Here is a 6,838-nt window from a genome sequence, read left to right as displayed (position 1 = left end):
TCCAAATATGTCAAGGGATTTTTTGATAGTCGGCACTACAAAACTTAGGATAATATATGTATTATGGGGCAATTACTTGAGGTTTTGATATGGAGAGAAAATTTTTGGCGAAAATGACTTGACAAAAAGATAAATTGTGGTTATAATGATAATTGAAATTGATTTTTAATTGCAATTGGTGATAAAATGATGACCAAAGAAAAGATATTTAAAGACTATTTGAGACAAAAGGGGTTGAAGTTTACCCCTGAAAGAGAGGTTGTTTTGGAGGAGGTGTTCTCTACCCATAAACATTTTGATGTAGACGAGCTTTATGATCGTTTGCGTAAGCGAGACGAACGTATCTCAAGGGCTACTATCTATAGAACCCTTCCTTTATTAGTTGAAAGTAATCTGGTTAAAGAGGCATTTCGTTGCCAGGGTAGGGCGAGTTATGAACATACCTTTGGACATGACCATCATGACCACCTGCTCTGTATAGGATGTGGTAAGATCATTGAATTTAAAGATGAGCAGATTGAAAGATTGCAAGATGAAATTTGCAAAAGATATGGATTTAACCCTGTAGAACATAGGTTAGGCATTAGAGGGTATTGTAAGGCGTGCTCTGGGAGTTCTAAAGAGAGGAGGTGAGAATTTTTTTAAAACATAATTGCAATTGCGTCTCAATTAAATAAGGTATTAGAAAAATGGATGAGTTAAGACCTGTACCGTTGACCATGATTGCACCATATACAAAGGCCAAAATTGTATCCTTAGATATCGACAGGGATATCAGGGAAGATCTTTTGTATATAAAGAAGGACTTAGAGCATATACATAATGATTTGCAGAATATGAGAGAAGAGATAGGCGAGCAGATAGATCGTTCAATCCATCAGGAGATGATCACCCATATAGAGGGTCTACACAGCCAGATCCATGATCTTCTGCGACATGTAGCCCATATTGAGAGAGAGCATGGAGATCGCCTGATCAATATGGGTCTTGGGATAGGCTCAATTGTGGAGGTGCTTAATGTGAGTAGGGGTGGACCTCTATTGTTGGCTATCAAGGAGACCCGTTTGATGGTCGGTTTTAACATGGCCAGGAAGATTATGGTTATCCCATTATTTGCCAGACGAGGTCCACACAGATACAGAAGGGGGTGGTCAATTGGCTCTCTTTTTAATGGGAGGAAAAGATGAGGTTAAATGAGCTAAGACCTGGTCAGGAATGCAGAATTATAGAAGTGCATTTAGAAGGCGCCACAGGACAGCGATTTTCCGATATGGGGTTTATTCCTGGAACAAAGGTGAAGGTTATCCGCAATGCACCTTTAGTGGACCCAGTCGACCTTTTGATAAGAGGGAATCATGTAAGTATACGCCATTCTGAGGCAAGTGGTGTGGAGGTAACTCTGTTATGAAAAAGATATTAGTAGCCTGTGCCGGCCAGCCCAATTCAGGCAAATCTACCATCTTCAATCTGCTTACTGGAGCAAGGCAGCATGTGGCCAACTATCCAGGGGTAACCATAGAGAAGAAGACAGGCGAATATAGATTTGGGCAAGACAGAATAGAGATAGTTGACCTTCCAGGCACCTATAGCCTCACATCTTACAGCTTAGAGGAGAGGGTGGCAAGGGATTTTCTTCTCCATGAAGCCCCTGATCTTATAGTTGATGTAGTAGACGCCTCCAACTTAGAGCGCAGCCTCTATCTGGTCTTCCAGTTGGCCGAGATGGGTATACCCTTAGTTATTGATTTGAATATGATGGATGTGGTAGAGAGAAGGGGTTTTAAGATCAATGTAAGAAGGCTTTCTGAGAGGATAGGAGCGACTGTCGTCTCTACAGTTGGAAATAGAGGAAAGGGAAAGAAGCCTCTTAAAGAGGCTATATATACCTCTGCCAAAGAGAAGAAATCTTCCATCTTGTTAAACTATGGAGAGTTAGAACCAGGGATTGCCCAGATAGAAAGCCAGTTGCAAAAAGACTCAGGGATTAAAGAAAGCCGGTATCCTACAAGATGGCTGGCAGTAAAGCTTGTGGAGGGTGATTCAGAGGCAAAGAAGGTAGTTTCCGAACATGCCAAGCATGCAGATACTATCTTGATGAGGATTGAAGATGAGAGAAAGCAGTTTGTATCGTACCACAAAAAAGAGCCAGAGAAGGCTATTGCCCAGATACGCTATCAGAAGGCAGAAGAGATTGTAGCAGATTGTATTACCTATGAAGGGGTATCTGAAAGGAGACTGACAGATAGGATTGACCAGATTGTCTGCAATAGATTCCTTGGCCCAATCATTCTGGCTGCAACCATCTATCTATTGTATGAACTGGCCATAGTTAAGGGATATGAACTGACCAACTATACCTGGCCTCTATTGGCATATTTTAGAGACCTTATAGCCTCAGCCCTCCCCTATGAGGGATTTGTCTTTGACCCCTTTCTTAGGTCAATGCCATTGGGGGTGTTCGATGGGATCATAGCAGTCCTGAACTACATACCCATCTTCCTGATCCTCTTTGCCCTTATAGCCATCTTGGAGGATACAGGCTATATAGCCCGGATGGCATTTATCTTAGATAGAATCTTTAGGAATTTTGGCCTGCACGGACAGTCTATCCTCCCTTTGGTCTTAGGTGGGCTATATGTAGGTGGATGTGCTATACCCGGATGTATGGCCTGCCGCGGTATAAAGGATGAAAGGGCCCGACTGGCAACCATATTAGTTGTCCCTCTTATGAACTGCCTGGCCAAGATTCCTCTATATGTCCTCCTTATAGGAATATTCTTTGCTGGCCAAAAGGGTCTTTATATGTTCCTTATTGCTACGATCACCATCATCATAGCCCTATCTGTGGCTAAGCTCCTATCCCTTACCATACTTAGAAAAAAAGAGACTGCACCCTTTGTCTTAGAGATGCCCACCTATCATCTGCCTACGATTGGCAATGTCTTGCGCCGTTCTGTAGAGCGAACCTGGCTCTTTGTGAGGAAGGTTATGACCATTGTCATTGCAGTGATGGTTCTTGTCTATCTGCTTGTCTCCTTTCCTTCATTGAATCCAGAAAGGAAGGCAGATTACACCAACCAGGCCAATCAACTAATTGCTTCCTTCTTTGATGAGATTGGGAGGGATAATCCATATGCCAGGGTTTTGGCCGGCCATGGATTGATGGAGTTTGTCAGGTATCTTGGGGATTATAAGAAGGCAAAGATAGCAGCCAAAGGAAAGATGGAGAAGGTAAACCAAAGCTTTTTGGAGAAAAATCCCGAATTTGCAAAGATAGTCAATAAGGGAAAGATAAAGATAACCAACCCAGAGAGGTTCAAGGCATGGTTTTTTGCCTATAAAAAGGATAAGGAAAGGTTTTTGGCTACCTATGCCCGATTGAGCAAAGAAAATAGAAAGAGGCTTAAGGTGGCATTTTATCAAAAATGGGATCGGATAAACCATAAATACTTTTCTCTGGTAAGGACAGGAGATGTTATCCTTGAGAAGGATGAGCTTATAGATTCTGAGGCAAAAATGGTTTATAAGGCATACGGGAAGCTGGAAAAAGAGAGGAAGGCCTTAAGAGGAGAGAGAAAGGAGGAGGTAATCGCCTCAAGCTATCTGGGAAGAGCAGGTAAGTTTATAGAGCCAGTCACCAAGTTTGCAGGGTTCAACTGGAGGGTAAATATTGCTTTATTAAGCTCCTTTGCCGCCAAGGAGAGTAGCGTAGCAACCCTGGGAAGTATCTATGAGCCCGCACCAGAGGCAAGGAGGGAAAGGCTTGAGGAGAGGATAAAAGAAAAAGAGAAGGGCTGGACACCACTTCATGCCGCCTCTCTGATGTTCTTTATGGCGATGTATCCTCCCTGCATCCCCACACTGATTATGATCAAGTTAGAGGCTGGGATGAGCTGGATGCTCTTTGCAGCCATCTACCCTGTTATCTTAGGGTTTATAATAGCAGTCATTCTATTCTCCGGAGGCACTCTCCTGGGCCTTTCAGGCCTTCAGGCTTCAATTTACTTTTATATCTTGGCCATAGCGGTTATGGTAGTGATGGGTTTTATTAAAAGAAAACCGATGGGTTAATCTTATTTTTTTACTTGTTTATTGCGAATGAATCTTGATTGCAGTGAGGGTAAAGGAAACCCTGTGCCCAATGTAGAAATAGAGGTTGAGTATATCAACTATGAGGTTGATATGAAAGGCAACAAGTTCACCGGGAAACCCAAGATAGCCAAAGAAGGCCATGGTGCTGCGGTGATACTGGCCAACAAGGATGGTGAATTCTCCTTTGTCCCACCAAAGGCAGGATACTGGGGTTTTGCCGCCTTAGGTGCTGGTGGAGAAAAGACCTACAAAGGCAAAGAGCTCTCAGAGGACGCCGTCCTCTGGATTGAGGCTATTGAGATAGAATAGCCTCTGATTAACATGAAGGAGGATAATTGATGAAGAGATTGATTACATTGAGCATAATAACCTGGTTGACTGCTGCTCCCTTATGGGCAGAGGTCAATAATTGGCCATAGAATTCTAAAAAGGAGGCAAACAATGGGGTTATTAAAAGAGGATGTCCTGCATGTGAAGAAGGACTTGGATCATATCCACGATGATTTAGAGCATATGGAAAGGGACTTGGGTGAACATAAGGATTGCAAGGCCTATCAGGATATGGTCGGCCATGTAAGGGATCTTACTGGCCATGTGGATGATCTCTTGGCACATGTGGGCCATATTGAGAGCGAACATGAAGGGTAGAATCTCAGGGCACTAAAAGTTTGTAAGATTGGCAGCAGCAAACCAGAGGAAGGTGAGAGCGAAACAGACTATGCCGCGCCAAATTAGCCATAGAGTTTTAGTAGTGTGGCTTCTAGGGATTCAGCAATGAAGCTTCATAATTTTGAAAAGAGCTTTATGAATAACCCAAGAGAGAAAAAGATTTCAAAATCAAGAGAGGGGGTGATGCTTATGAAAAAATAAGTGACCATACAAGTGGAGCATCTAAATTAATGTAAAATAAAAACTAAAAATGGATATGATACAAGTTTTTATTGGAGCTTTAGCTTTAAGCATGGTTCATGCCATAATACCTGACCATTGGATTCCTCTGATTATGATTTCAAGAACAGAGAAATGGTCAAGGATAGAGACATCATGGATTACAGGGATCATAGCGATTCCTCATATAATCAGCACTATCCTGATCGGAATTATCATCGGCATAATCGGCTACAAACTTTCTTCTTCTAATGAATTTGTAATGAGGATTGCGGCTCCTTTAATTCTGGTTGCGATAGGGGTTATTTACGCGTATCTGGGTTTTAGAGGCACGGGGCAGCACCATCATCAAAATGCTATAAAAATCAATGCACTTGCGAAGAAATCAAAACTGGCCATCATATTACCTCTGGCTACAGCACTTTTTTCGCCATGCGTTCCAATTGGCTCCTACTTTTTTGTAGCAGGAGCCAAAGGCTGGTTCGGCATTGCCATGGTTTCCGCCATCTATCTTATTGTGACTATACTGGGGATGGTTTTAATGGTAAATTTGGGTTTAAAAGGAATAGAGAAAATAAAATGGCATTTCTTAGAGCGTCATGAAAAACTTATCACAGGAATAATATTGATTGCTTTAGGGGTGTTGATTTATTTCATAGAAATATGAATACAGGGCAAAAAAGAAAAAATAGACCAGGAGTTATAAAAATAATGAGTAATCGCAGAGTAAATTCTGTATGTGATAATGAATGCCCTGCTTGGCCATAGAGTTTTAGCACTGGAGTTAACCAATGAAACTCCACAAGATCGAAAAGATATTTATGAATAACCCCATAAGGGTTTGGATTCAAAGGAAGGTTGAATGCCCAATTATGTTTGAGGGGCTTAATCTTCCTAAGGAACTGGTATGCCTTGAGATAGGCTGTGGAAGAGGAGTGGGTCTTTTGCTTATAAACCAACACTTCAAATGCAAGAAGGTGGTGGGGATAGATTGTGACCCAGAGATGATAGAGCAAGCAAAAGAATATTATAGTAATCCCCCAAGATGGGCAAAGGATATTAGAAAGGACAATATTGACCTTAGGGTAGGCGATGCCTCAAATATGGAATTTCCTGATCACTGCTTTGATTGTGTATTCTCCTTTGGGGTATTCCATCATATCAAGGATTGGCAGAAGGCCATCTCTGAGGTCTACAGAGTATTGAAGCCTGAAGGGTATTTCTCATTTGAGGAATTTTTCTTAGAGAATATGATTTGGAAGATCAATTTCCAAGTTTCAAAAAGGTTTTTTGGTCATGCCCCATACATCCTTCTTCAAGAGAAAGAATTCAGGGATTGTTTGAAAAAGTTGGGATTCTTGTTTTTAAGCTACAAGAAAGAGCGGATACCCATGAGTCATTGCCATGCGATAATGAGAAAAGGAGGATAAGGAAATGACCAGATGGGGAATAGGACCTAAATTTACAATGATATCGGTTACTTATGGAATCATAATTCTTATTGTACATCTCATTTATCTTCCTTCACTCACATTTGAGATAATATCTAAGGCTGTAAATATTATCCTGGGTATAACCCTTATCATTATAGGAATCCCTATCTTTTTGATTCCTGCACTCACAATTGGCAAATATTTTTATGAGGGAAGATTATGTACAACAGGGATCTATTCTTTCATCCGACATCCTATTTATGCATCATGGATAGTGTTTTTTGCTCCAGGAATAGTTTTATAGTATCTTCCATTACTTAGTGCAAAAATAGATAGGGTTGTGTTTATCTGTTTAAAAATTCATCCACCTTTTAAGAAATTTTGAATTCTAAATTTTGAATTTTGAATTGAAGGTTTAAGTTTTA

General features: G+C 41.1%; 9 protein-coding genes. All 9 read left to right on the top strand.

The annotated features are described in order from the left end of the window. Positions 1-186 precede the first annotated feature (186 nt). The 9 genes from AB1397_00930 (at position 187) to AB1397_00890 (ending at position 6,717) form a co-directional block, all read left to right on the top strand. Positions 187-633, top strand: coding sequence for a Fur family transcriptional regulator (locus tag AB1397_00930; GenBank protein ID MEW6481568.1), 447 nt, complete (start codon positions 187-189; stop codon positions 631-633). A 155-nt stretch (positions 634-788) separates the two neighbouring features. Then, positions 789-1,187 (top strand): FeoA family protein, encoded by a 399-nt coding sequence (locus AB1397_00925; GenBank protein MEW6481567.1) that lies wholly within the window; start codon positions 789-791, stop codon positions 1,185-1,187. Between the two features lie 44 nt (positions 1,188-1,231). Then, positions 1,232-1,408 carry a FeoA domain-containing protein gene (locus AB1397_00920; GenBank protein ID MEW6481566.1) on the top strand — a complete coding sequence of 59 codons (177 nt, stop codon included), beginning with the start codon at positions 1,232-1,234 and terminating at the stop codon, positions 1,406-1,408. Next, entirely contained in the window at positions 1,405-4,071 is a 2,667-nt protein-coding gene (gene feoB / locus AB1397_00915; protein MEW6481565.1) for a ferrous iron transport protein B, read from the top strand. The genes AB1397_00920 and feoB overlap by 4 nt, the downstream gene beginning before the upstream one ends. 27 nt (positions 4,072-4,098) lie before the next feature. Then, positions 4,099-4,401, top strand: coding sequence for a DUF4198 domain-containing protein (locus tag AB1397_00910; protein ID MEW6481564.1), 303 nt, complete (start codon positions 4,099-4,101; stop codon positions 4,399-4,401). A 132-nt stretch (positions 4,402-4,533) separates the two neighbouring features. Next, positions 4,534-4,740, top strand: coding sequence for a hypothetical protein (locus AB1397_00905; GenBank protein MEW6481563.1), 207 nt, complete (start codon positions 4,534-4,536; stop codon positions 4,738-4,740). 355 nt (positions 4,741-5,095) lie between these two features. Beyond that, positions 5,096-5,647 carry a hypothetical protein gene (locus AB1397_00900; GenBank protein MEW6481562.1) on the top strand — a complete coding sequence of 184 codons (552 nt, stop codon included), beginning with the start codon at positions 5,096-5,098 and terminating at the stop codon, positions 5,645-5,647. A 124-nt stretch (positions 5,648-5,771) separates the two neighbouring features. Next, positions 5,772-6,410 (top strand): class I SAM-dependent methyltransferase, encoded by a 639-nt coding sequence (locus AB1397_00895; GenBank protein ID MEW6481561.1) that lies wholly within the window; start codon positions 5,772-5,774, stop codon positions 6,408-6,410. Positions 6,411-6,414: 4 nt separating this feature from the next. After that, positions 6,415-6,717 (top strand): hypothetical protein, encoded by a 303-nt coding sequence (locus AB1397_00890; GenBank protein ID MEW6481560.1) that lies wholly within the window; start codon positions 6,415-6,417, stop codon positions 6,715-6,717. The last annotated feature ends 121 nt before the right edge of the window (positions 6,718-6,838 follow it).

The organism is bacterium, assembly GCA_040756715.1.
GTDB lineage: Bacteria > UBA9089 > UBA9088 > UBA9088 > UBA9088 > JBFLYE01.
The sequence above is the reverse complement of the archived record's forward strand: the minus strand, read 5'-3'. Positions and strand labels throughout refer to the sequence as shown.